Here is a 23,534-nt window from a genome sequence, read left to right on the forward strand (position 1 = left end):
CCCGGCGCCGCTCAGGCCTTCTTGGCCAGGGCCCTGCCGATGACCAGCCGCTGGATCTGGTTGGTGCCCTCGACGATCTGCAGCACCTTCGCCTCCCGCATGTAACGCTCCACCGGGAAGTCCTCGACGTAGCCGTAGCCGCCGAAGACCTGGACGGCGTCGGTGGTGACCTTCATGCACACGTCGGTGGCGAACAACTTGGCCATCGCCGCCTGGGTGCCGTACGGGCGGCCCGCGTCGCGCAGCCTGGCGGCGTCCAGGTAGAGCGCCCGCGCCGCGGCGACCTGGGTGGCCATGTCGGCGAGCATGAACCCGATCCCCTGGAAGTCGATGACGCGCGAGCCGAACTGCCTGCGCTCCCCCGCGTACGCGATCGCCGCGTCAAGCGCCGCCTGGGCCAGGCCGACCGCGCAGGCCGCGATGCCGAGCCTGCCCCCGTCCAGGGCGGCGAGGGCCACCCGGAAACCCTCCCCCTCCTGGCCGACCAGGGCGTCCCCGGCGAGCCGTACGCCGTCGAAGCGGACCTGGGCCGTCGGCGAGGAGCGCAGGCCCATCTTGCGCTCGGGCGCTCCGAACGACACCCCCTCGGTGCCCGCGGGGACGTGGAAGCAGGAGATGCCACGGCTGCCGTCGTCGGAGGTCCTGGCCATCAGGGTGTAGAAGTCGGCCTGCCCGCCGTGGGTGATCCAGGCCTTGACCCCGTCGACGAGATAGCCGTCGGCGTCACGCACCGCGCGGGTGCTCAGGGCCGCGGCGTCGGAGCCGGACTGGGGCTCCGACAGGCAGTAGGCGCCGAGCAGCTCACCCCCGAGCAGCTCCGGCAGCAGTTCGGCGCGCTGGGCGGCGGAGCCGTACGCGGCGACCGGGAAGCTGGCCAGGGTGTGCACGGACAGCCCCAGCCCGACCGCCAGCCAGCCCGCGGCCAGCTCCTCGATGACCTGGAGGTACACCTCGTACGGCTGCGCGCCGCCGCCGTGCTCCTCGGGATAGGGGAGGCCGAGCAGGCCGGACCTGCCCAGGACGGTGAAGACCTCGCGGGGGAAGCGCTTGGCGGACTCGTCGGCCGACGCCCTGGGCGCGACCTCCTTGGCGATCAGGTCGCGGACGAGATCCAGCAGGTCGTGGGCCTCGGCGGTTGGCAGCGTACGCTCAACGGTCATATCCGCTTACTCCAGGTCAGGGGCTAAGCAAAAAGGGCGGCCGGGATCGCCGGCCACCCGATTGTTACACCTGTCACACTATGACGAGCTCCCGAGGGCGGTGGTTGAGCCGCTCGCCGCCCTCCTCGGTGCAGATGAGGATGTCCTCGATGCGGGCGCCGTGCTCACCCGGCAGGTAGATGCCCGGCTCGACGGAGAAGGCGTGCCCCGGTTCGAGCGGCTCGGTGTTGCCGGCGACGATGTAGGGCTCCTCGTGGGTCTCCAGGCCGATGCCGTGCCCGGTGCGGTGGATGAAGTAGTCTCCGTAGCCCTCCTCGGCGATCACCTCGCGCGCCGCCGCGTCGACCGACTCGCACGAGGCCCCGGGCCTGACGGCCGCGCAGGCGGCCTCCTGGGCCCGCTGGAGCACCTCGTAGTATCGCGTGAACTCCTTGGGCGGCTCTCCGACGCAGTAGACCCTGGTCGAGTCGGAGCAGTAGCCACTGGGCATCTGGCCGCCGATGTCGACGACCACGGGCTCGCCCTCCTGGATGATCCGGTCGGAGAGGTCGTGGTGCGGGCTGGCCCCGTTGTGGCCGGAGGCGACGATGACGAAGTCGACGGTCGAGTGCCCCGCCGCGATGATCGCATCCGCGATGTCCCGTCCGACCTCCCGCTCGGTACGGCCCGCCCGCAGGAAGTCCGGCACCTGCGCGTGCACGGCGTCGATCGCGGCCCCCGCCTCGCGGAGCGCGGCCGCCTCGGCCTCGCTCTTGCGCATGCGCAGGCCGCGCAGCACCGACCCGGCGAGCACCTGCTCCGTGCCGGGCAACGCGTCGCGGAAACGCAGCGACTGCATGGCCCACATCCGGTCGGCCAGCCCGACCCTGCCGACCTTCCCCGCGCCGCCCAGCCGCGCGGCGACGAGCGCGTAGGGGTCGTCGGTCTCGTCCCAGGGCACGAACTCGACACCCAGCCGCGCCGCCGGGGACTGCTCCGCGGCGGGCAGCTCCAGACGGGGCACCACCAGGAAGGCGGGGCCCTCGGCGGGCAACGCCAGGCAGGTGAGCCGTTCGAGCGGCAACGCCTCGTAGCCGGTCACGTAGCGCAGGTCGGGGCCCGGGGTGAGCAGCAGCGCGCCGAGGCCGGCGGCGGCCGTAGCCTCCTGCGCTGCGGCGAGACGGGTCACGGGATACAGGTCAGAGGACTCCTTTGTCACACCGACCAATGTAATCGTGAACAGATCGGCACCACACCTGTGGCCACACCCTTGATCGTCGCGACCGGGGAAAGTCCGGGGAAAGGACGTCGTTCGGGTGACAGTGCCACTACAATCCGTTGAAGGACGATCACATTTTGTGGATAGGATGTCCCTAGGTCCCCACATTCGAGAGCGAGCTAAATGGTCGGCGTAGTGGGCGGCCACCAGCCACCCCTCCACCCACGAAACGACCACGTGACCGGTTCCGCCCCGCTGACCGCGGCAGAGATGGTGCAGCCGTTGCGCGGAGAGCTGGACGAGCACATGGCCGTCGAAAGACAACTTCTCAGCACGCGGCTGGCCCATGCCGAACGGCTGGGCGATCTGGGCTGGGCCGAGTGGCACCTGCACAGCGGCGAGTCCACCTGGTCCGACCACGCCTACGCCATCTTCGGCCGCGATCCCGTCGAGGGCCCCATCGGCCTGCGTGACCTGGTCGGCCACGTCGAGCCGCAGGACCGGGCCCTCGTCGACGGGCTGCTCAGGTCGGTGGTCGATCTGGCCAAGCCCGGGCAGGCCGAGTTCCGCATCCGCCGCCGCGGGGAGGTCCGCAACCTCCGCGCGGCCCTGGACCCCGTCGTGAGCGGAGGACACGCCTCCGTGCACGGAGTGATCCAGGACGTCACCGGCCGCCGCAGAGCCGAGCAGATCGCCTCCGAGTCGCGCAGGCAACTGCTGGAGGTCCGTGAGCGGGCCGCCCAGCAGCAGGGCGTGAGCACGGCCCTGCGCGAGGCGATCATGCCGCGCCTCGGGGCGTCCGTCGACCTCCCCGGTGCCCGGATGGAGGTCCGCTACGTCCCCGCCGGGCAGAAGGACGGCCTCGGCGGCGACTGGTACGACGCCACGACCATGCCCGACGGACGGGTGCTGCTGACCATCGGCGACGTGTCCGGCCACGGCCTGCCCGCGGTCACCCAGATGAGCAGGCTCAGGCACGCGCTGGGCGGCCTCGCGATGACGGGCGAGCCTCCCGACCGGCTGCTGACCTGGCTCAACCACCTGGTGATGCACCGCTTCGAGGAGACCACCGCGACCGCGGTCGTCGGCCACCTCGACCCGCTGAGCCGCGTGTTCACCTGGAGCCAGGCGGGGCACCCGGCGCCGATCCTGGTCCGCGACGGGACCGCCGTCCAGCTTGAGCCGCCCTCGGGGGTGCTGCTCGGCGCGACCCTGTCCGAACGGTACGAACGCTCGGCCGTACGTCTGTGCGACGGTGACGCGCTGCTGCTGTTCACCGACGGGCTCGTCGAGCGGCGCGACCGCGACATCGACGAGGGGTTCGCCCTGACCCTCAGGGCCGCCTCCGCCCTGCGGCGGCAGGACGGGGAGGCCGCCCTGGACCGTCTGATCCAGGAGGTCGGCGGCCCCAACCCCGAGGACGACACCTGTGTTCTGATGATCGTCCTGCCCGGGTGAACGACTTGGTTAAATGGTCGCCATGCCCGGGCTGATGCTTCTCGACACCCCTTCGCTGTACTACCGCGCCTTCTACGGAATCCCGGAGTCGGTGACCGCCCCCGACGGGACGCCCGTCAACGCCGTGCGCGGCCTCATCGACATGATCGCCATGCTGGTCAGGCAGCACTCCCCCGGCGAGCTCGTCGCGTGCATGGACGCCGACTGGCGTCCCGCCTTCCGGGTCGCGGCGATTCCGTCCTACAAGACGCACCGCCTCGCCCCCCGAGGCGGCGAGGAGACCCCCGACACACTCGTCCCGCAGGTCCCGGTGATCGAGCAGGTCCTCGACGCCGCGGGCATCGCCCGCCTCGGCGTGCCGGGCTACGAGGCCGACGACGTGATGGGCACGCTCGCGCTGCGTCCCCGGGGCGAGACCGGCGGCGGAGTCGACATCGTCACCGGTGACCGGGACCTGTTCCAGCTCGTCGACGACGGCGTGCCGATCCGGGTCCTCTACACCGCCAGGGGCGTCAAGAACCTCCAGCTCGTCGACGAGGCCGCGGTCACCGCCAAATACGGCGTGCCGGGCCGTTCCTACGCCGACTTCGCCGTCCTGCGCGGCGACCCCAGTGACGGCCTGCCCGGGGTGCCCGGGGTCGGCGAGAAGACCGCCGCCGCCCTGATCACCCGGTTCGGCTCGCTCGACGCGCTGCTCAAGGCCCTCGACGGGGACGGCGACCTCACCGGGGCGCAGCGGAACAGGCTGGAGGCCGCCCGTGACTACCTGCGGGTGGCACCCGAGGTGGTCCGGGTCGCCCACGACGTGCCCGTGCCCGACGTCGGCCTGACCCTGCCCGCGCAGCCGCGCGACCCGCGGGCGCTCACCGACCTGGCCGGGCGTCATGGGCTCGGCGGTCCTCTCGGCCGCCTCGCCGATGCGTTGTCCTGGACCTGGCGGCCCTGAGCCCCGCCCTGGCCGAGCTCGGGCACCGCGGAGAGCGGTAGGTTGGCCCCCGTGCCCCACAAAAGCATCCGGGTGCCCGAAGACCCCCATCCGCGGCTGAGCGACGGATTCGAGCGGATCAGGCGTGAGTTGAGGCTGCCCGGGGAGTTCCCTCCGGCCGTGCGCGCCGAGGCGGAGCAGGTCACCAGGACACCCACGCTGCCCACGCTCGACCGCACCGACCTTCCCCTGGTCACGGTCGATCCGCCGGGGGCCATGGACCTGGACCAGGCCATGCACCTGGAGGAGCGTCGCGGCGGCTACCGCGTCTGGTACGCCGTCGCCGACGTCGCCGCCTTCGTACGGCCCGGCGGGGCGATCGACGCCGAGGCCCGTACCCGGGGCGAGACCGTCTACATGCCGGACGCCCGGGTGCCGTTGCATCCCGCCGTACTCTCCGAGGGCGCCGCCAGCCTGCTGCCCGGCGCGACCAGGCCCGCCGCGCTGTGGTGCGTCGACCTGGACGCCGAGGGCAGGGTCGTCGGCGCCGACGTGACCAGGGCGCTGGTGCGCAGCCGGGAACGCCTCGACTACGACTACGTGCAGACCGCGGTCGACACCGGGACCGCGGACGGCACGCTGCGGCTGCTGGCCGAGATCGGCAGGCTCAGGCTGGCACTCGAACGGGACAGGGGCGGCGTCACGCTGCCGACCCCGGAGCAGGAGGTCGTCCCGGACGGGGACGGCTACCGGGTCGAGCTGCGCGCCCCGATGGAGGCCGAGGCCTGGAACGCGCAGATCTCGTTGCTGACCGGCATGGCCGCGGCCTCGATGATGCTTGACGCCGAGATCGGCCTGCTGAGGGTGTTGCCGCCCGCCCCCGCCGAGAAGATCGCCCAGGTTCGCCGGGTCGCCACCGCGCTGGGCGTGCCGTGGCCGGACGGGGCTGGCTACGGGGAGGTCGTCCACGGCCTCGACCCGAAGATCCCCGGGCAGGCCGCCTTTCTTGAGGAGTCGACGGTCCTGCTGCGCGGGGCCGGATACGTGGCCTTCAACGGCGCGCCGCCAGCCCAGGCGGGCCACGCGGCGGTCGCCGCGCCGTACGCGCACGTGACCGCTCCGCTGCGCAGGCTCATCGACCGCTACGCCACCGAGGTCTGCCTGTCGGTCGCGGCGGGCGAGCCGGTGCCCGAGGAGGTCCAGCGGGTCATGGGCGAGCTGCCCGGCGTCATGCGGGTGACGGGACGGCGCGCGGGCGCGGCCGAGCGGGCGTGCGTCGACCTGGTCGAGGCGTTCGTGCTGCGTGAGCGGGTCGGCCAGACGTTCGACGCGGTGGTGATCGACGTGGACGAGGGCCGGTCCGGGGGGCTGGTGCAGGTCACCGACCCCGCCGTGGTGGCCCGCTGCGACGGGGAACGGCTCCCGCTCGGCGAGGCCGTCCGGGTACGGCTGACGCGCGCCGACCCGGCGACCCGGGAGGTCCGTTTCAGCCTGACCTGACGGCGGGCTTCCCGCGTTCTCCGCCGGGCCGCCCGCCTCCGGTCTCCTGCTGGGCCTCTTACCTCTTGAGCGTCCAGCCGGCGCCGACGCCCAGCAGGTGCAGGGCGACGAGGGCCAGTCCGGCGAGGACGAGCGTGGTGACGGTCACGACGGAACCGACGGCCACACCGGCGATCTGGAAGATCAGCGCGAGAACGAACAGCAGCGCGGCGACGAGGGCGAGCATTCCTACCTCCCTGGGCGGGGGTCCAACATGGTTCCGCTTTGGGAATTTCCTAGGCGATATCCCGGAAAACAGCCCTGAAGGTGACGTTCCGCCCACCCGCCGTCACGCGGTATTGACCGGACGGTCAGTCGGCCCGTGCCCTCCCCCGGATCCGCTCAGCTCAGGGACGAGTAGGCCACGACGCCGCGTCTGAGCGCGTCCATCGCCTTGCCCGCGTTCTGCCTCACCTTGCTGCCGGACGGGGCCGCGTCGGCGATCTGGCCGAGCAGGTCGAGCAGCTGCTTGATCCAGCGCACGAAGTCTCCCGCGGCCAGCTCGGCACCGTTGACCCCGTCGCCGAGCACCGCGTCCAGGTTGTGCCCCCTGGCCCAGCGGAAGGCCGCCCAGGCGAACCCGAAGTCGGGCTCCCTGATGAACGACAGGCCGTGGTCGCTCTCGACGGCCTCCAGGTCGCCCCACAGACGCATCATGTCGCCCAGCGCCTTCTGCACCCCGCCCGCGGGAATCCTCGGTTGACGCGCCTCGTCCGCCTGCCGGGACTCGAAGACCAGCGAGGAGACGGTGGCCGCCAGCTCCGCCGGGTCCAGGCCCTCCCAGAGCCCGGCGCGCAGGCACTCGGCGGTGAGCAGGTCCAGCTCGGTGTAGAGCTGGGCCAGCCTGCGACCCTCCGCGGTGACGTTCTCACCGTCGAGGTATCCCAGCTGGTCGAGCACCCCGCACACCTTGTCGAAGGTGCGGGCGATGACGTGGGAGCGGCCCTCGACCCTGCGGCGCAGGCCCTCGGTCTCCCTGAGCAGCTTGTAGTAGCGCTCCGCCCAGCGGGCGTGGTCCTCCCGCTCGTCACAGCCGTGGCAGGGATGCTGCCTGAGGTCCCTGCGCAGGCGCAGGATCTCCTCGTCCTCCGCGGCGTGGTCACGCGCCCTGGGAGGCTTGCCGAGGTCACGCTCACCGAGCTTGGCGTGCATGGAGGAGACCAGGTCGGCCCGCTCCCTCGGCGACCGGGCGTTGAAGTTCTTCGGGATGCGCAGATGCTCGACCGGCTCGACAGGGACGGGGAAGTCGGCGGGTGAGAGCTTCTTGACCTGCTTGCCCGCGGTCAGCACCAGCGGGGCCGGCCCCTCACCGCGGGAGTTGAGCCCGGGGTCCAGGACGACCGCGACCCCGGCCCTGCGCCCGCCGGGCACACGGATGATGTCTCCCGGCCTGAGCGCCTCAAGGGAGCGCAGCGCCTGGCCCCTGCGGGCCGCGCCACGCTGACGCGCCAGCTCGGCCTCCCGGTCGGACAGCGCCCTGCGCATCCCGGCGTACTCCTCGAAGTCGCCCAGATGACAGGTCATCGAGTCGCGGTAGCCCCGCAGCGCCTCCTCATGACGGCGCAGCTGCTTGGCGATGCCGACGACCGCCCGGTCGGCCTGGAACTGCGCGAAGGAGGACTCAAGGAGCGACCTGGCACGTTCCCTGCCCACCTGGCCGACCAGGTTGACCGCCATGTTGTAGGAGGGGCGGAAGCTGGAACGCAGGGGGTAAGTGCGGGTGCTGGCCAGGCCCGCGACCTGCAACGGGTCCATGCCCGGCTGCCAGTGGACGACCGCGTGGCCCTCGACGTCGATGCCGCGCCGCCCCGCCCTTCCGGTGAGCTGGGTGTACTCACCCGGGGTGAGGTCGGCGTGGGTCTCGCCGTTCCACTTGTCGAGCTTCTCGATCACCACGGAGCGGGCGGGCATGTTGATGCCCAGGGCGAGGGTCTCCGTGGCGAACACGGCCTTGACCAGGTTGCGGGTGAACAGTTCCTCGACGACCTCCTTGAAGGCCGGAAGCATGCCCGCGTGGTGGGCCGCCAGGCCGCGTTCCAGGGCGTCGCGCCACTCCAGGTAGCCGAGCACCGCGAGGTCCTCGTCCGGAAGGTGGGCGGTGCGCTCGTCGACGATCTGCCGGATCTCGTGACGCTCGGCGTCCGTGGTGAGCCGGATCCCGGCGTACAGGCACTGCATGACGGCCGCGTCGCAACCGGCCCTGGAGAAGATGAAGGTGATCGCGGGCAGCAGGCCCGCGGCGTCGAGACGCTCGATGGCCTGGGAACGGTCCGGCGGGCCGCCCCTGCGCGGGCGGGAGTAGCCCCTGCGGCCTCTGCCGTACGCCTGTCGCTCCTCGTCTCTGGCCAGGCGCAGCAGGTTGGGGTTGACCAGCGGCCTGCGGCCGTCCTCCTCACCGACGAAGAGGTCGTACAGGCGGTGACCGACGAGCATGTGCTGCCAGAGCGGGACGGGCCGGTGCTCGTCGACGATGACGCTGGTGTCGCCGCGGACCTCCCCCAGCCACTCACCGAACTCCTCGGCGTTACTGACCGTGGCCGACAGGGCGACCAGCCGTACCGACTCGGGAAGGTGGATGATCACCTCTTCCCAGACCGCGCCGCGGAACCGGTCGGCCAGGTAGTGGACCTCGTCCATGACGACGAAGCCGAGTCCCGCGAGGGTCCCCGACCCGGCGTAGAGCATGTTGCGCAGCACCTCGGTCGTCATGACGACGATCGGGGCCTCGCCGTTGACGCTGTTGTCACCGGTGAGCAGGCCGACCTTGGCGGCGCCGTAGCGTTTGACCAGGTCGTTGTACTTCTGGTTGGAGAGCGCCTTGATGGGGGTCGTGTAGAAGCACTTACGGCCCTCCTCCAGGGCCAGGTGCACCGCGAACTCCCCCACCACGGTCTTGCCCGAGCCGGTGGGGGCCGCCACGAGCACCCCGTCACCCGCCTCAAGAGCCCGGCAGGCGTCCAGCTGGAAGTCGTCCAGCTGGAAGCTGTAAAGACCGCGGAACGAGGTCAGCGCCGGTCCGCTGTCGGCCTGGCTCTGACGGAAGGCAGCGTAACGTTCCGCTGGGGTCGTCATGTCTCCAAGCCTACCGATATCAGGATTCCGGTCCGCCCCACGAACCCCAGAAGATCGCCCGCCTCCCCCTCCACCCGGGTTGAGGAGGATCCCGACGCCATGCGTAAGAAGTTCGGTTTGCACTTTCCCAGTGCCGTGTGTGAGGGGTTTTCGGCTTGGACGCGTCGGTGCTTGGACTGAGGAACGCAGGAACGCAGGAGCGCAGCGACGCAGTGTCGAGGGAAAGCACCGACTCAGGGCGCCCAGGCCCCCGCGACGCCGAAGGCGGAGCAAAGAGACAGAGCCCCTGGGACGACCTCACAGTTGAGAGGGAGCGGGCCCAGGCGCTCGCCGTCGGCGTAGGCGACCACGTCCGGTGCCTCCAGCGTGATCCCGCGCACGCGCCTGGTCGTGACGAAGGGGTGGGTGATGTGGGAGCCCCGGTAGACCCGGGGAAAGGCGCGCAGGAAACGCCCGACGGGCACCGCGTCGATGATCGTCACGTCCAGCAGGCCGTCGTCGGGGACTGCGCCGGGGCACACGCGCATCCCGGCGCCGTAGGAGGAGGTGTTGCCGACGGCGACCAGCATGGCCCGCCGTTCGATCGTCTCGGTCCCCGAGGGGCCGTCCAGGGTGATCCGGAACGGGATCGGCCGGTAGGAGCCCAGTTCCGTAGCCAGTGCGAGCAGGTATCTGGCCATGCCCGGTGGCCCGCTGATCCGGTTGGCCCGCTCGTTGACGCGGGAGTCGAAGCCGCAGGCGAGCACCCCTGCGAACCACTCGCCGCTCCCGGTCCGCACGGCGTCCACCGTACGGCTGCCGCCCCGGAGTACGGCGTCGGCCACCTCCAGAGGTCTGCCCCGCGGGACGCCGAGGGCGGTGGCGATGTCGTTTCCTGTGCCCGCGGGGATGATCCCCAGCGGGACTCCGGTCTCCGCGACCGCCTGCACGGCCAGGTGCACCAGCCCGTCACCGCCGAAGGCCACCAGCGCGCTCGCGCCGGCGGCCACGGCCGTACGGGCTCTGGCCAGGGCGTCGGCGGCGGAGTCACCGACGAGCACGGAGACCTTCCTGTCGCCTCGGCGCAGCCGGTGCAGCACCGGGCCGAGCATCCCGCGTGAGCGCCCGCCCCGGGCGGCGGGGTTGACGAGGACGGCGATCTCTCCGGGCATGGGGCCGGAATCTACCGCCTATTTCGGCGGATCGGTATCCGTCTCCAGGTCGAGCGGGGAGGCCTCGTCGTCGGACAGGTTGGAGAAGTCCTCGCCCTTGGGAGCTCTCTTCTCCCTGAGGTACATGAAGCCCTCGGCGAGGGCGAACAGCACGACCATCGGGATCGCCAGAGCGACCATCGAGAACGGGTCGGTGCTCGGGGTCGCGAGGGCGGCGAAGACGAACATGATGAAGATCACCGTGCGCCGGTGCTTGGCCACCGTGGCGCGCGGCAGAACGCCGATCACGTTGAGGAAGACCATGAGCAACGGCAGCTCGAAGGAGACACCGAAGATGACCAGCATCACCAGCGCGTAGGTGAGGTAGTCGTCCATCTCCAGCAGCGGGATCGCGTTGTTGGGCGCGAAGCTGAGCAGGATCGCCAGACCGGTGTCCATGATGAGGTAGGCCAGACCGGCACCCGCCAGGAACAGCGGGATCGCAAGGCCGAGGAACGACAGCGAGTAGCGCTTCTCGTTGCGGTACAGGCCAGGGGTGACGAAGGCCCAGATCTGATACAGCCAGACCGGTGAGGAGACGACCATCGCGAACATCACCGCGACCTTCAGGTTGACGAAGAAGGCCTCGAAGACACCGCGGATGGCGAAGGTGCACTCTCCGGCTCGCAGGGTCTGCGACGCGGGAAGGCTGCAGTAGGGCTCGGTGATGAAAGTCCAGATCGGCTGGAAGAACAGGAAGCCGACAACGATGCCGACGACCAGCGCGAGCAGGGAGATCAGGATGCGGTTGCGCAGCTCACGGAGGTGTTCCATGAGCGGCATGCGCCCCTCGGAGGAGTCCGTGGGCGATCCCGGTCTGTTCGAGCCCGGCTTGGGCCATTTCAGCAGCGCCATTCACGAATCCCGGTCTGACGAGTGAGGTGGTGGGGAGCCGGCCACAGACCTGGCTGCGGCCTCTGCGGTACGGCCCCTACTGCGGCTTGGCCGCACCGGCCTGGGCGCGCAGCTTCGCGGCCTGCTCCTCAAGGGCACGCGCCTGCTCCTCGGCCGTCTGGGCGGTGGGAGCCGTGGGGAGCGGCTGGGGAGCCGGGGCGGGCTGCTGCGCCTGGACGACGGTGGCCGTATGGGTGGCCGTGTGGGTGTCCGTCTCGTCGTCGTCGCGAAGCTTGGCCGTCTCCGACTTGAAGATCCGCAGCGACCGGCCCAGGCCGCGAGCCGCGTCCGGCAGTTTCTTCGCACCGAACAGCAGGATCAGGATCACGCCGATGATGATCAGCTCGGTGGGTCCCAGGTTAGGCATGACACATCCTTAGGCCGAACGACACGCACTCTCCTGCCCGATCGTACGCTCCCCCGGGCACAGACTCATCCCTTCCGGGATGGGATTGTCCGGACCTGCTCGTTCAAGGCGCTGTGTGCGGGGGTGATCGTCCGGCGAATCCCGTCGACCTCCCTGCCCAGTTCCCTGGTGGCCAGCAGCACGCGAACCCCGAGAAAACCCAGCACCAGCAGGCCTGCGAAGGCGAGACCGACCGCGGCGAAGATCCAGCTCATGACAGCTGATCATAACGGCGCACGTCAGGAGACCGACTCGTAACGATTCAGCGCCGAGGTCGCCGCCCGCCTGACGCTCTCGGCCAGTGAGGCGGGTGAGAGCACCCGGCCCGTGTCGCCGAGACGCAGCGCGAGCCGTACCAGCCAGCCCTGGTCGCGAGCCCGCAGCGCCACCTTCAGGCGCCCCTCGCCCAGCTCGGTGACCTCCTCGCACGCGTAGTACTCGGCGACCCAGCGGCCCGCGGGGGTCAGTTCGAGCTCGACCAGCTCGTCGGTCGGCGAAGGACGGAACACCCCGGGTGTCACCTCGTCGGGCACCGCGTCCGCGGGCGGGTCGGCGGCCGTTTCGAGGATCTCGACGGTGAGCATCCGGTCGAGACGGAACAGCCGGACCGCCTCGGCCCGGTAGCACCAGCCCGACAGGTAGGAACGGCCGTCCACCACGACCAGGCGCATCGGGTCGACCTCGCGCGGGGTGATCTCGTCACGGCCGGGCACGTGGTAGCGCAGCGACAGCCGCCGGCCGCGGCGCAACGCCTCGTTGACGGTCGGCAGGGCGTCCGGGGTCGCGCCGACCTCGACGGCGACCTGGCTGCTGACCGCCGCCGCGCCCTCTCCCGCGGCCTGCTCGAACTTGGCGATGACCCGCGCCAGCGCGTCACGGTCGCCGAACTCCGGCAGCTCGGCGAGCATCCGCAGGGCCACCAGCAGCGCGCTCGCCTCGTCGATGCCCAGCCGCAGCGGGCGGGCGATGGTCTCGGCGTTGTCGATGAGGATCTCACCGCCGTCCCAGGAGACGTCGATCAGGTCTCCCGGGGTGTGGCCGGGCAACCCGCACATCCACACCAGTTGCAGGTCGTCGATGAGCTGTTTCTCGCTCAGTCCGAAGACCTTGGCGACCTCCGGCACCTGCGCCCCGGGGTGGGACATCAGGTACGGCACCAGCGCCAGCAGCCTGGGCAACCGGTCGGCCGTGCTCATACTGCGCTCCCCCTGCTCGTTCGTGTGTCCCCGCCCGTCACGCCAGGGCTCCCTTCAGGCGGCGGATCACGGCCTCCCTGGCGTCCGGCGGACCGGTCACCTCGGCGTCCGCGGCGAAGCCCGCCACCCACCCGGCGAGCCGCTCGGTGTCGGTGAACTCGACGTCCAGCTCGTCCCACCCGCCGGTGCCCTGCCGTACGGCCTTGGCCACCTGGCGCAGCCCCTGGCAGGTGCCCTCGCGGACCCGGATGAGGGCGGTGCGCTCCCTGACCGTCATCTCGTCGCGGTAGCCGACCATCGAGGTGATGTCGACGCCCTCGGGGACCACGACGGCGCCGGGGCGGCCGACCGGTACGACGGGGCCGTTGATCCGGCTGAGCCGGAACACCCGTGCCGCGTCACGGTCGCGGTCGTGGCCGACGACGTACCAGCGGCCACGGCGGCTGACCACTCCCCACGGCTCGACCGTCCTGGTCAGCACGCTCTCGCTGGCCGCGGCCCGATAGGGGAAGCGGACCGCGCGCCGGTCGCGCACGGCCTCCCACAGCGCGGGGAAGGCCGGGTCCCGTGTGTCGACGCGCAGTTCGAGCGCCCCGCCGAGCATCCCGTCCGCCTCGTCGGTCTCCACTCCCCCCGCGCGCAGCTTCAGCAGCGCGCCGCTGGCGGCCTCGGCCAGGCTCGCGCGCTGCCACACCTGGGCGGCCAGACCGACCACGGCGGCCTCGTCGGGTTCGAGGGTGATCTCGGGCAGTTCGTAGGACTCCCTGACGATCCGGTAGCCGGGGTCCTCCTCCCAGGGGTCCTTCTGGACCTCGATCGGGATGCCGATCTCCCGCAGCTCGTTCTTGTCCCGCTCGAACATCCGCTGGAAGGCCTCGTCGTTGGCGGCGTCGTAGCCCGGCACCGCCTGGCGGATGTGCTCGGCGCTGAGCGGCCGCCTCGTGGCCAGCAGGCAGATCACAAGGTTCAGCAACCGCTCGGTCTTCCGGCGCGACATCCGGCCTCCTTCCCTGTTCACATGACTCTACGTCCAGGTGGCGCTACTCTTCCCCGGTGATCAGATGGCGCAGGGGCGAGGTCGCGCGTGTCCGGCGAGAGTGGTCGGGGGCGATGGAGATCGAGGTCTCCACCGAGGAGGGGGTCGTCCGCGCGCTGGCCTATCCCGCCCTGGTCGGGCGTCCTGAGCCGGGCGACACGGTCCTCCTCAACACGACCGCGCTCGCGATGGGTCTCGGTACGGGAGGTTACGCCATGGTGGTGGCTCTCCCGAACAGATTGCCGAAAGATCCACAGGGTCCCGGCCACCTGGTGAAGGCACGCTACACCCCCTTGCAGGCCACCGTGCTCGGCGCGGACGAGCAGGACTCGCCCTTCCACGAGGCGCTCCGCGAGGCCGACTCGCTGGACGGCATGCCGGTCGTGGTCGCCGACCTGCACTCGGCGCTGCCCGCGATCCTCTGCGGCCTCTACGGTTCCCGCCCCGGCGGGGCCCGGGTCGCCTACGTGATGCTCGACGGCGGCGCGCTGCCCGCCTGGTTCTCCATGTCCTGCGCCAGGCTCAGAGAGATCGGCTGGCTCGACGGGGTGGTCACGGTCGGCCAGGCGTTCGGCGGCGACGTGGAGGCCGTGACGCTGCACACGGGCCTGCTCGCGGCCCGCCACGTCATGGGCGCCGACGTGGCGGTCGTCACCCAGGGCCCCGGCAACCTGGGCACCGGCACCCGCTGGGGCTTCTCCGGCGTCTCGGCGGGCGAGGCGGTCAACGCGGCCTCCGTGCTGGACGGCAGGCCGGTCGCGGCGCTGCGGGTCAGCGAGGGCGACCTGCGTAAGCGCCACATCGGGGTCTCCCACCACTCACTGACCGCCTACGGCAGGGTCGCCCTCGCCCCCGCCCAGGTGGTGGTGCCCGAGTTGCCCGGCGACTTCGGCAGCCGGGTCGCCGAGCAGTGCGCGCCGCTGGCCGTACGGCACGAACTGGTCGGGGTCTCGGTCGAGGGGCTTTACGAGGCCCTCGCGGACTGCCCGGTCAGGCTGTCGACGATGGGCCGCGGGCTTGACGAGGACCTGGCCTACTTCCTGACCTCGGCGGCGGCGGGACGCCACGCGGCCTCGCTGCTCTCGTAGAACTGCTTGAAGGTGAAGGCCTCCGGCGTGGGGCCCTGCGCCTTGAGCAGGTCGAGGCGTTCCATGCCCTCCTCCAGCGTGGGCACGTGCCCGCGCGGAATCCACCACATCACCGAGTACGGCTCCGCGACGCGCTGGAACCACTCTCTGCGTCGCTGCAGGAAGCCCAGGTGGGCGCTGCGGTAGACGAAGTCCCACAGGCTGTCCCTGTCTTCCCACACGGAGAAGTTGATCAGCAGGTGGTCACCGTAGTCGTGATGGACGACGTCCTGAGGCCCGTCTCCTCCCTTGAGCCGCCACACATAGCCGGGGGCCTCCTCTGCGAGACGGTTGACGGGGTCGAGGGCCGCGACGAAGTCGGCGATCTCGGGGGATTCGAGGGGCGCGCGCAGATGACCGACGTTGAGCTGGGCGAGATGCATGCTCGTCAGCAAACCATCCACCGCCCTTCTATGTCAATCTTCATTGTTTTTAGAAAAGGCGACGCAGCACTCCCCAGGACGGGGGTCCAGCCTGGCCGTACGGTCCTCCTCTCCCAGGGCGTCGAGCAGCCCCCGGCACAGCGCCAGGTTCATCGAGCACACCAGCAGCGGCTGCTCCTGCGACAACACGTGGAAGGGACAGTTGCGCAACCGCAGCGCGCCGTTCTCCTCGTAGGGTTCGTATCCTCGTCCGCGCAGCGCCCCGGTCAGGTCCTCGCCCCGTTCCGCCAGCTCCGCGCCCGCCCGCCGCGCGACCTCGTCGGCCACCTCGTCCCCGCCGAGGCGGTCGACCGCCTCGGCCAGCATCGACGCCATGGAGCGGTAGTCCCTGGCCGGGACGCTGACCTGCCACTCCCCTCGCGCCCTGCGGTAGACCTTCGCCGGACGGCCGCTTCCCGGCCCCGTCCTGTCGGTCAGGCGCTTGAAACCCGCCTCCAGCAGGCCGGCCTCGACCAGCTTGTCGAGGTGGAAGGCCGCCAGGGTCCGTTGCACCCCGACCGCCTCCGCGGTCTCGTTGCGCCCCGCCTCACGCCCCAGGGAGGCCACATACTCGTAGACGGCCCGCCTCACGGGATCGTGCAGGGCCGCGACCGTGCCGAGGTCATCGCTGCTCACAGCCGGGATTCTAGGCGGTGTTCCTTTTGCGCCGCCTGGCGGCGTCGCGGGGCTTGGGCGCCGGCACTCCTCACGCACGGCACCGGTACCAGTGACGCGAAGGACCCGGCCACGCGGGTGCGTGACCGGGTCCCTTGAGCGCTCAAGCGGGTCAGTAGGCCTTGAGGACGTCCACCAGGAAGACCAGCGTGTCGGTCCCCTTGATCTTGTCGCCGGAGCCCTCCTTGCCGTAACCCAGGTCCGGCGGGATGCTCAGCAGCACCCGGCTGCCGACCGGGACGCCGACCAGGCCCTGGTCCCAGCCCTTGATGACCCGGCCGGTGCCGATCTGGAACATGATCGGCGCGCCACCGCGCGACCAACTGCTGTCGAACTCCAGATCGGAACCCCAGATCTTGCCGACGTACTGGACCAGGATCGACTGGCCCGACTTGACCTCGGGACCGGTGCCCTTGATCACGGTCTTGGCGACCAGTTCCTTGGGGGCCTTCTCGTCGGTCTTGGTGGTCAGCTTGGGCGCGGCCTCCCCACCGGGGTTCTCGACCTTGATCCCCTTGAGGGTGGGGTCGGTCGCCTCGCCCTGGGCGGCCTTGCCCGCGGGGACGTCGATCACGTCGACCACGAAGACCTGCGACTGGCCCGCGGGCGCCTGGGCCTGCTGTTCCTTGGGCAGCGCGTCCTTGCCGACGACCGACAGGAACCTGCCTCCGCCCTTGGTCTCGGCGAAGCCCTTGCGCAGGATCTCAGGGATCTGCTCGTTGAGGGTGATCAGCTGCGGACCACCCTCGTCGTAGGTCGAGCCGACCAGCTTGTTCTGCTTGCCGTCCCAGGTGAAGACGGTGAGGTTGGCCACCACGCTGGCACCGTCCTTCGCGGGGGTGCCGACGGTTCCGGGCGTGAGCACCCGGTAGGAGGAGGCCTCCGTGACCTTCGCCGGGAACTCGACGGTCGGTTTGGTGTTCACCGCCCCGGTGACCTTCAGCTCGGGCGCCGTCCCGGCGGAGGTGGTGGCCTGTGCCCCCGACCCCCCTTCGGAGCCACAGGCGGCGGCGAACAACAGTGGCACTGCGGCCAGTACGGCCAGGCTGCGGCGGCGCATGAATATCCTTCTGAAAGACGTCAGGTTTGCGTCACACTACCCGTCAACACATACGGGCGTGCTAAGACCGCCGATGACCTTACCGAAGCATGACCGTCACATGCCCGCGATCAACTTGTCCACCCTTTCGTCCACGCTACGGAAGGGGTCCTTGCACAGCACCGTGCGCTGTGCCTGGTCGTTGAGCTTCAGGTGGACCCAGTCGACGGTGAAGTCGCGCCGCTTCTCCTGCGCCCTGCGGATGAACTCCCCGCGCAGCTTCGCCCTGGTGGTCTGCGGCGGCACCGACTTGGCCTCGAAGATCTTCAGGTCGGAGGCGACCCGTTCGACCGCGCCGCGCTTCTGCAGCAGGTAGAACAGGCCCCGGCGCCGGTGCACGTCGTGGTAGGCGAGGTCGAGCTGGGCGACCCTGGGGCTGGACAGCGGCAGGTCGTACTTCCTGCGGTAGCGCTCGATCAGCTGGTACTTGGTGACCCAGTCGATCTCCCTGGAGACCAGGTCCAGGTTTCCCGTCTCGACCGCGGTGAGCGTCCGCTCCCACAGCTCCAGCACCCGCTCGCTGATCTTGTCACCGCCCCTGCGGTCGACGAAGTCACGCGCCTTGGCGAGGTACTCCTGCTGGATCTCCAGCGAGGACGCCTCCCTGCCGTTGGCCAGGCGCACCCGCCGCCGCCCGGTCATGTCGTGGGAGACCTCCCTGATGGCCCGGATCGGGTTCTCCAGCGAAAGGTCGCGCATCACGGTGCCCGCCTCGATCATGCGCAGCACCAGGTCGGTCGCGCCGACCTTGAGCAGCATCGTCGTCTCGCTCATGTTGGAGTCGCCGACGATGACGTGCAGGCGGCGGAAGCGCTCGGCGTCCGCGTGCGGCTCGTCACGGGTGTTGATGATCGGCCGGGAACGGGTCGTCGCGCTGGAGACGCCCTCCCAGATGTGCTCGGCCCGCTGGGAGACGCAGTAGACCGCGCCACGCGGGGTCTGCAGCACCTTGCCCGCGCCGCAGATGATCTGCCGGGTGACCAGGAAGGGAATGAGCACGTCCGCCAGGCGGCCGAACTCCCCGTGCCTGCCGACCAGGTAGTTCTCGTGGCAGCCGTAGGAGTTGCCGGCCGAGTCGGTGTTGTTCTTGAACAGGTAGATGTCCCCGGCGATGCCCTCCTCGCGCAGCCGCTTCTCCGCGTCGACGAGCAGGCCCTCCAGGATGCGCTCACCCGCCTTGTCGTGGGTGACGAGCTCCACGACGTTGTCGCACTCGGGGGTTGCGTACTCCGGGTGGCTGCCGACATCGAGGTAGAGGCGCGCGCCGTTGCGCAGGAAGACGTTGCTCGACCGGCCCCAGGAGACGACTCTGCGGAATAGGTAACGCGCGACCTCGTCGGGCGACAGCCGCCGCTGTCCCCTGAACGTGCAGGTGACGCCGTACTCGTTCTCAAGCCCGAAGATGCGACGGTCCATTGCCTCACACTATTCGCCGAACCCCTCCTGCGGGAGGGATCAGTGGGGTTTTCGGTCGTATGGCTTATGCCCCCGGCGGGGATCGGCTAAGCGTGAGCGGGGCTCACGCCCGGTGAGGCGGGCGCGAGCCGTACGGAGATGATGGGGGCGCCGGTGCGGAGGGCCGCCCCGCACCCGGCTCAGGGGGTGTAGATCTCCTGGACCTTGACGATCTGTCCCCGGTACACGGTGATCAGCGAGGGGCGGGTGCTCTTCGCCCTGGTCAGCAGGGCCTTCCTGGAGCACCGCTTGGCGCCCAGGCCCCCCTTGTCGACGGTGGTCCCGGTCATCTTCGCCGAGCAGCCGAAGGCGCTCAGGAAGACGACGTTTTTGGCGACAGGTGAGGCGTAGGCGGTCACATCCCCCTCGGGCGGACCGACGAAGTATCCCTCGGTGTACTTGTCCCTCTTCCACTTGATCGGCTTGTACTCCACCTGGGTACGTCCGACGTGGGTGATCCAGCCGCGCAGGATGCCGTCCTTACGGGAGCTGATGTGCTTGGTGAAGTCGTGGCCCGGATCGCTCTGGAAGGTGGTCCCGAAGATCTTCGGCTTGGGGAAGTTCGGAATCGCCGCGGCCTCGGCGGGGATCGCGCCGCCCAGGGCGACGGAGAGGGCGGCGGCCACGGCCAGCATGGAGCGTTTCATGCCCGTTACGACGACCACCGTGTGGGCCGGGTTCGCCGGGCGGACAGTGATCCACATCACAGCGGAGCGCCGTGCCCCACACGGGACACGGCGCTCTCACCACAGCCGGGACGGCCCGTCAGCCGTTGGAGCCGGTGTCGATGTCGCCCTCGGGCGCGGTCGGCGGCAGATTGGAGGCCTGCGCCGTACCGGACTCCGCCTCGGACGCGGCGTCCTGGGGCCCTCCCTCGGCGAGCGCCTGCTCCAGACGCGGACCGTTCAGGCGCAGGAACTTGCGGTGCGGCCGGTTGCGGTCGAGCACCGCGACCTCGAGCTGACCGGCCGGAGGACGCTCGCCGCCCGGCTCGGTGAGCGCGAACAGCGCCGCCTCAAGGGCCTCGGCCAGCGGCATGCCCTCGCGGTAGCGCTCCTTGAGCCTGCCCGCGACCGCCTCCGCCTGGCCGCCCATCGCCACCAGGCCGGTCTCGTCGAAGACCGAGCCGTCGAAGGTGAGGCGGTAGATGTGGTCCTCCTCCGCGCTGTCACCGACCTCGGCGACCACGATCTCGACCTCGAAGGGCTTGGGCGACTCGGTGAAGATCTGGCCGAGGTTCTGCGCGTAGAGGTTGGCCAGTCCGCGCGCGGTGACGTCGTCCCTGGCGTAGTTGTAGCCGTTGATGTCGGCGTAACGGATGCCGCCGAGGCGCAGAGCCTCGAACTCGTTGTAGCGGCCGACCGCGGCGAACCCGATCTTGTCGTAGATCTCGCTGATCTTGTGCAGGGCCCGGGAGGGGTTGGGGGCGACGAACAGGATGCCGTGCTCGTACTGCAGGACGACGACGCTGCGGCCTCGCGCGATCCCCTTACGCGCGTAGTCCGCCTTGTCCCGCATCTGCTGCTCGGGCGAGACATATCCAAAGGGTATGGACACCTGGGGTGATCCTCTCGTGTTAGCGCAGCGGGGCGACGGGGCCGTCGGGGGAGCTCATGCGCCCTTCGAGGACTGTCTGGACGTGGGCGCCGACCTCCTCGTCGGACAGACGGCGGAAGCCGTCGGCGGTGATCTGCGCTACGACGGGCCAGATCTTGCGGGTGACGTCGGGGCCGCCGGTCGCCGAGTCGTCGTCGGCCGCGTCGTACAGCGCGTTGACGAGCGCCCGCACGACCTCCTCCGGCGAGGAGTTCTCCCGGTAGAGCTTCTTCAGCGAACCACGCGCGAAGATCGATCCCGAGCCGATCGCGTGGTGCTGGTGCTGCTCGTACGGCCCGCCGCCGACGTCGTATCCGAAGATCCGTCCGCCGTCGATCTCCGGGTCGTAGGCGGCGAACAACGGCACGACGGCCAGGCCCTGCATCGCCATGCCGAGGTTGCCGCGGATCATCGTGGCCAGGCGGTTGGCCTTCCCGGCGACGGAGAGCGTCCTGCCCTCCATCTTCTCGTAGTGCTCCAGCTCGACCCGGTAGAGGCGGGCCATCTCAAGGCCGGTGCTGGCCGCCCCGGCGATGCCCATGCACGAGAAGTCGTCGGTGCGGAACACCTTCTCCATGTCCCGCTGGGAGATGATGTTCCCCGAGGTCGCCCTGCGGTCACCGGCCATCACCACACCGCCCGCGCAGGTCGCGGCGACGATCGTGGTCGCATGCGGGACGTGGTCTCCTACCGGGGCCGCCAGGGTCTCGTTTCTGCCGGGCAACAAGTCCGGCGCGTAGGAGCCGACGAACTCGGTGAACGAGGAAATGCCGCTGTTCGTGAAGATGTGATTCACCATGCCGGCGGGCAGGTCCCTGTGCGATCCCACGCGACTCCCTCCAAAGGTGCGGTCCTATAAGGCCCGACCTTACTCATCTTGTCGTGCTGCATGCACTTCCCTGGATCAGCTCAGCGCGAACCCTCTCCGGGAGCGTCTTCGAATCTTTACATCCGCGCGGGCGCCGCGCTCCGCGCCCACGCGCGGGGGTCTCCTGCCCGGCTCTCCGCACGGACGGCAGGGCCCTTCGGGCGGCCGGAGAACCCAGAAAAAAGGGGACGGGTGGCTGTTTCGTCTCACCCGTCCGCCCGCGCCGGTCCGCGCCGTCAGGGCGCGGCGGGACCGGCGACGGCCGATCGGCCTGTCGTCGCGCGGCCCGGCCGTACCCTGAGCCGGTCCGCCTCTCGTCTTCCCACGTTCACCAACGCCGTCGAACCACCCGGGGGGCCGGTGCCGCCGCGCGCGGCCTCACCCCGCTCTGCCCCGGGCCCGTCTGACTTCCCCTCTCGTCTCCGGACGCTCACCCCGGAGGCGCCGATCCCGGGCTCTCACCCGCGAAGCCGCCGCCTCCGGACTTCCGCCTCCGGACCGCGGACGCGGACGACCGGCTACTGGCCGCCCTTCTGGACGTAGGACCTGACGAACTCCTCCGCGTTCTCCTCAAGCACCTCGTCGATCTCGTCGAGAATGGCGTCGACGTCGTCGGAGAGCTTCTCGTGGCGGTCCTGGACGTCGGTGGAGTCGGCCTGCGCGGTCTCCTCGACCTCCTTGTCGGTCCGCCCGGTCTGCTTCTGGCCTCCGGTGTCCTTGCTAGCCATCTGTGGCACCTCCACATGGGGGACGTCGTTGTCCCATATCTTCCCCGAACCGGCGGACATTTCGCGTGGATCGTCCTCGATCTTTACGAGGACCGCGAACTCCCCGGACTCGCCCCAAGACAACCCTCCCGAAGCCTCCGGCGGCAAATCCCACTTGACTAGATAGCTACTCTATCCAATGATGGGCCGACATCGGCCTTCCAGAAGGAGCCCAATGCCCCCCGAGACGCTGAGCACCGCCGGAGTGCTCCTGATCACCGTGCCCACCATCGCCTTCGGCGGGCTCATGCTGCTGACGCACATCATGCGCAACGTCCCCGGCTACCTCGACAACCCCGTACGGCAGAACCTGTGGCGAGCCGGGCACGCCCACGCCGGCGTCCTGGTCCTGTTCTCGCTCGTCGCGCTGTTCTACATCGACCAGACCCACTGGGGAGAGGGCCTCCAGAGGCTGACCAGGCTCCTGATCGTCTCGTCACCGATCCTGATGCCGCTCGGCTTCTTCCTGTCGGTCGTACGCCCGTCGGACACCAAGCCGAACAAGCTGATCTGGCTCACGGTCCTCGGCGGCGTGTTCCTCGCCGCGGGCACGTTGCTGCTCGGCATCGGCCTGATCTGAGGCCGCTCCGGCGAGTCAGGACCGTTCCGAGTAGGCCAACCCGGTGTAAAACTGCGATCATTGGACCGTGAGCACCATCGTCGCCAGCCGTTACAAGCTTCACTCCCCCGTAGGCCGGGGTGCGACGGGCGTGGTATGGCGCGCCTACGACCTGTTACTCGAACGGAAGGTGGCGCTCAAGGAGATCGCCCTGCCACCGGGTCCGGCCGCGGCCGAGCAGCGGCGGCGGGTGGTGCGCGAGGCCCGGATGGCCGCCAGGCTCAGCCATCGGGGCATCGTGACGGTCCACAACCTGGCCGAGGAGGCCGAACGGCTCTGGATCGTCATGGAGTTCCTCGAAGCCCTCACCCTGCACGACACGCTCGTCCAGGCGGGGCCGCTCCCGGTCGACCTGGTGGCGGGGATGGGCCGCAGGCTGCTCGACGCGCTGCGGCACGCGCACGACGGCGGCGTGATCCACCGTGACATCAAGCCCGCCAACATCATGCTGACGGGCGATCGGGTGGTGCTCGCGGACTTCGGCTTCGCCGCCCCCGAGGGCACCGCGGGCAACTCGATGCGCGGCACTCCGGCCTTCATCGCCCCGGAGACCCTGCACGGCCGGGGCGGCACCCGCGAGGCGGACATGTGGTCCTTCGGGGCGACCCTCTACATGGCCGTCGAGGGCAGGACCCCGTTCAGGACGGTCAACTCGATGCCCGCGCTGGTCGAGGCGCTGCGCGAGCCCGCGCGGGCCCCGCAGCGGGCGGGCGCGCTCGAACCCGTCCTGCGCGGGCTGCTGCGCAAGGACCCCAGGGCGCGCCTGAGCGCCGAGCAGACCTCGGCCATGCTGGCCAAGGTCCGCTGCTTCAGCGCCGCCTGAACCGTTTTC

The 23,534-nt window shown here is 70.3% G+C and carries 24 protein-coding genes; 6 read left to right on the forward strand and 18 right to left on the reverse strand.

Features of this window, described 5'->3' with window-relative positions; translation table 11 throughout:
* Positions 1-11 precede the first annotated feature (11 nt).
* Together ABZ470_RS30710 and ABZ470_RS30715 are read right to left on the reverse strand one after the other, a co-directional pair.
* Entirely contained in the window at positions 12-1,160 is a 1,149-nt protein-coding gene (locus ABZ470_RS30710; RefSeq protein ID WP_352013065.1) for an acyl-CoA dehydrogenase family protein, read from the reverse strand.
* A 73-nt stretch (positions 1,161-1,233) separates the two neighbouring features.
* Positions 1,234-2,358 carry an aminopeptidase P family protein gene (locus ABZ470_RS30715; RefSeq protein WP_352013066.1) on the reverse strand — a complete coding sequence of 375 codons (1,125 nt, stop codon included), beginning with the start codon at positions 2,356-2,358 and terminating at the stop codon, positions 1,234-1,236.
* A 237-nt stretch (positions 2,359-2,595) separates the two neighbouring features.
* Between ABZ470_RS30715 and ABZ470_RS30720 the strand changes: the two genes are divergently transcribed.
* Genes ABZ470_RS30720 through ABZ470_RS30730 form a run of 3 tightly spaced genes read left to right on the forward strand, consistent with a single transcriptional unit; the run spans position 2,596 to position 6,241 of the window.
* Complete coding sequence (locus ABZ470_RS30720; RefSeq protein ID WP_362915821.1) at positions 2,596-3,816, forward strand: SpoIIE family protein phosphatase; 1,221 nt, start codon at positions 2,596-2,598, stop codon at positions 3,814-3,816.
* A gap of 22 nt (positions 3,817-3,838) precedes the next feature.
* Complete coding sequence (locus tag ABZ470_RS30725; protein ID WP_362915823.1) at positions 3,839-4,762, forward strand: 5'-3' exonuclease; 924 nt, start codon at positions 3,839-3,841, stop codon at positions 4,760-4,762.
* 51 nt (positions 4,763-4,813) lie between these two features.
* The gene (locus tag ABZ470_RS30730) at positions 4,814-6,241 is read left to right on the forward strand and encodes an RNB domain-containing ribonuclease (protein ID WP_362915825.1); all 1,428 of its coding nucleotides are present in this window, start codon (positions 4,814-4,816) and stop codon (positions 6,239-6,241) included.
* 58 nt (positions 6,242-6,299) lie between these two features.
* On the opposite strand, the gene ABZ470_RS30735 is transcribed toward ABZ470_RS30730, so the two are convergent.
* From ABZ470_RS30735 to ABZ470_RS30770, 8 genes are all read right to left on the reverse strand, one after another.
* A complete protein-coding gene (locus tag ABZ470_RS30735) occupies positions 6,300-6,467 on the reverse strand; it encodes a hypothetical protein (protein ID WP_352013070.1) in 168 nt (55 codons plus the stop codon).
* A 155-nt stretch (positions 6,468-6,622) separates the two neighbouring features.
* Entirely contained in the window at positions 6,623-9,352 is a 2,730-nt protein-coding gene (locus tag ABZ470_RS30740; RefSeq protein WP_362915827.1) for a DEAD/DEAH box helicase, read from the reverse strand.
* Positions 9,353-9,585: 233 nt separating this feature from the next.
* The gene (locus ABZ470_RS30745; RefSeq protein ID WP_362915829.1) at positions 9,586-10,503 is read right to left on the reverse strand and encodes a diacylglycerol kinase family protein; all 918 of its coding nucleotides are present in this window, start codon (positions 10,501-10,503) and stop codon (positions 9,586-9,588) included.
* An 18-nt stretch (positions 10,504-10,521) separates the two neighbouring features.
* Positions 10,522-11,316 carry a twin-arginine translocase subunit TatC gene (gene tatC, locus ABZ470_RS30750; RefSeq protein ID WP_362777467.1) on the reverse strand — a complete coding sequence of 265 codons (795 nt, stop codon included), beginning with the start codon at positions 11,314-11,316 and terminating at the stop codon, positions 10,522-10,524.
* Between the two features lie 157 nt (positions 11,317-11,473).
* Positions 11,474-11,803, reverse strand: coding sequence for a Sec-independent protein translocase subunit TatA (gene tatA, locus ABZ470_RS30755; RefSeq protein ID WP_352013074.1), 330 nt, complete (start codon positions 11,801-11,803; stop codon positions 11,474-11,476).
* A 65-nt stretch (positions 11,804-11,868) separates the two neighbouring features.
* Entirely contained in the window at positions 11,869-12,057 is a 189-nt protein-coding gene (locus ABZ470_RS30760) for a hypothetical protein (protein ID WP_362915831.1), read from the reverse strand.
* A gap of 24 nt (positions 12,058-12,081) precedes the next feature.
* Positions 12,082-13,038, reverse strand: a complete 957-nt coding sequence (locus ABZ470_RS30765; protein ID WP_352013076.1) for a WYL domain-containing protein — start codon at positions 13,036-13,038, stop codon at positions 12,082-12,084.
* A gap of 37 nt (positions 13,039-13,075) precedes the next feature.
* On the reverse strand, positions 13,076-14,035 hold the full coding sequence (locus tag ABZ470_RS30770; protein WP_352013077.1) for a WYL domain-containing protein: 960 nt from the start codon (positions 14,033-14,035) through the stop codon (positions 13,076-13,078).
* A gap of 56 nt (positions 14,036-14,091) precedes the next feature.
* Between ABZ470_RS30770 and ABZ470_RS30775 the strand changes: the two genes are divergently transcribed.
* Positions 14,092-15,162 (forward strand): DUF3866 family protein, encoded by a 1,071-nt coding sequence (locus tag ABZ470_RS30775; protein ID WP_352013078.1) that lies wholly within the window; start codon positions 14,092-14,094, stop codon positions 15,160-15,162.
* Here ABZ470_RS30775 and ABZ470_RS30780 read toward each other — a convergent pair.
* The 8 genes from ABZ470_RS30780 to ABZ470_RS30815 all read right to left on the reverse strand — a co-directional run bounded on the left by ABZ470_RS30780 (position 15,108) and on the right by ABZ470_RS30815 (position 22,044).
* Positions 15,108-15,584 carry a DUF3291 domain-containing protein gene (locus ABZ470_RS30780; protein WP_352013232.1) on the reverse strand — a complete coding sequence of 159 codons (477 nt, stop codon included), beginning with the start codon at positions 15,582-15,584 and terminating at the stop codon, positions 15,108-15,110. The genes ABZ470_RS30775 and ABZ470_RS30780 overlap by 55 nt on opposite strands.
* Positions 15,585-15,617: 33 nt before the next feature.
* Positions 15,618-16,259 (reverse strand): transcriptional regulator, encoded by a 642-nt coding sequence (locus ABZ470_RS30785; protein WP_362915833.1) that lies wholly within the window; start codon positions 16,257-16,259, stop codon positions 15,618-15,620.
* 151 nt (positions 16,260-16,410) lie between these two features.
* Complete coding sequence (locus ABZ470_RS30790; protein ID WP_352013080.1) at positions 16,411-17,358, reverse strand: FKBP-type peptidyl-prolyl cis-trans isomerase; 948 nt, start codon at positions 17,356-17,358, stop codon at positions 16,411-16,413.
* A gap of 96 nt (positions 17,359-17,454) precedes the next feature.
* Positions 17,455-18,813: a Pup--protein ligase gene (pafA, locus tag ABZ470_RS30795; protein WP_352013081.1), complete on the reverse strand. Its 1,359-nt coding sequence runs from the start codon at positions 18,811-18,813 to the stop codon at positions 17,455-17,457.
* Positions 18,814-18,992: 179 nt separating this feature from the next.
* Positions 18,993-19,499, reverse strand: a complete 507-nt coding sequence (locus ABZ470_RS30800) for a hypothetical protein (protein WP_362915835.1) — start codon at positions 19,497-19,499, stop codon at positions 18,993-18,995.
* A 118-nt stretch (positions 19,500-19,617) separates the two neighbouring features.
* Positions 19,618-20,409, reverse strand: coding sequence for a proteasome subunit alpha (prcA, locus tag ABZ470_RS30805; protein ID WP_362915837.1), 792 nt, complete (start codon positions 20,407-20,409; stop codon positions 19,618-19,620).
* A 19-nt stretch (positions 20,410-20,428) separates the two neighbouring features.
* Entirely contained in the window at positions 20,429-21,247 is an 819-nt protein-coding gene (gene prcB / locus ABZ470_RS30810) for a proteasome subunit beta (RefSeq protein ID WP_352013233.1), read from the reverse strand.
* A gap of 587 nt (positions 21,248-21,834) precedes the next feature.
* Complete coding sequence (locus tag ABZ470_RS30815; protein WP_352013084.1) at positions 21,835-22,044, reverse strand: ubiquitin-like protein Pup; 210 nt, start codon at positions 22,042-22,044, stop codon at positions 21,835-21,837.
* Positions 22,045-22,258: 214 nt separating this feature from the next.
* Between ABZ470_RS30815 and ABZ470_RS30820 the strand changes: the two genes are divergently transcribed.
* Together ABZ470_RS30820 and ABZ470_RS30825 are read left to right on the forward strand one after the other, a co-directional pair.
* Positions 22,259-22,663, forward strand: coding sequence for a hypothetical protein (locus ABZ470_RS30820; RefSeq protein WP_352013085.1), 405 nt, complete (start codon positions 22,259-22,261; stop codon positions 22,661-22,663).
* A gap of 67 nt (positions 22,664-22,730) precedes the next feature.
* Positions 22,731-23,525 carry a serine/threonine-protein kinase gene (locus ABZ470_RS30825; protein WP_352013086.1) on the forward strand — a complete coding sequence of 265 codons (795 nt, stop codon included), beginning with the start codon at positions 22,731-22,733 and terminating at the stop codon, positions 23,523-23,525.
* The last annotated feature ends 9 nt before the right edge of the window (positions 23,526-23,534 follow it).

This window comes from Streptosporangium sp. NPDC020072, from assembly GCF_040631445.1.
GTDB lineage: Bacteria > Actinomycetota > Actinomycetes > Streptosporangiales > Streptosporangiaceae > Streptosporangium.